This is a genomic window from Mesorhizobium sp. M7A.F.Ca.US.007.01.2.1 (genome assembly GCF_003998165.1).
Lineage (GTDB): Bacteria > Pseudomonadota > Alphaproteobacteria > Rhizobiales > Rhizobiaceae > Mesorhizobium > Mesorhizobium ciceri.
In genome coordinates, this window is sequence record NZ_RZQP01000491.1 from 1 (window position 1) to 1,051 (window position 1,051).

Below are 1,051 nucleotides of genomic sequence, written 5' to 3' on the forward strand. Positions count from 1 at the left end.
GGCATGGCGCTGGCGCAGTGGATCAATGACGGCGAAGCCCCCTTCGACCTGTGGGAAGTAGACATCCGCCGCGCCCAGCCGTTCCAGAAGAACCGCCGCTATTTGAAGGAGCGCGTCTCTGAAACGCTTGGTCTGCTCTATGCCGATCATTTCCCCTATCGTCAGATGGCGACGTCGCGCAATGTCAGGCGCTCGCCGCTGCACGAGCATCTGAAGGCGCGCGGCGCTGTCTTCGGCGAAGTCGCCGGCTGGGAGCGCGCCAACTGGTTCGCCCGCGAGGGCCAGGAGCGCGAATACCGCTATTCCTGGAAGCGCCAGAACTGGTTCGACAATCAGCGCAAGGAACACCTTGCGGTCAGGAATGGCGTCGGCCTGTTCGACATGACCTCGTTCGGCAAGATCCGTGTCGAGGGCCGCGACGCCTGTGCTTTCCTGCAAAGACTATGCGCCAACGACATGGATGTCGCGCCGGGCAAGATCGTCTACACCCAGATGCTCAACCAGCGCGGCGGCATCGAGAGTGACCTGACGGTCTCGCGGTTGTCCGAGACGGCGTTCTTCCTCGTCGTCCCAGGCGCCACGCTGCAGCGCGATCTGGCTTGGCTGCGCAAGCACGTCGCCGACGAGTTCGTCGTCGTCACCGACGTAACGGCGGCCGAAAGCGTGCTCTGCCTGATGGGCCCGGACGCGAGAAAGCTGATCCAGAAGGTCAGCCCGAACGATTTCTCCAATGAGAAAAATCCGTTCGGCACGTATCAGGAGATCGAAATCGGCATGGGCCTGGCTCGCGCCCACCGCGTCACCTATGTCGGCGAACTCGGCTGGGAGCTCTATGTCTCGACCGACCAGGCGGCCCATGTCTTCGAGGTGGTCGAGGAGGCAGGTGTGGATGTCGGCCTGAAACTCTGCGGCCTGCACACGCTGGATTCCTGCCGCATCGAAAAAGCGTTCCGGCATTTCGGCCATGACATCACCGACGAGGACAATGTGCTGGAAGCCGGCCTCGGCTTCGCGGTGAAGACCGCCAAGGGCGACTTCATCGGCCGTGACG

The 1,051-nt window shown here is 62.8% G+C and carries 1 pseudogene; it reads left to right on the plus strand.

The window, feature by feature from the left end:
• A pseudogene (locus EN949_RS35400) lies at window positions 1-1,051 on the plus strand (FAD-dependent oxidoreductase); the annotation flags it as partial.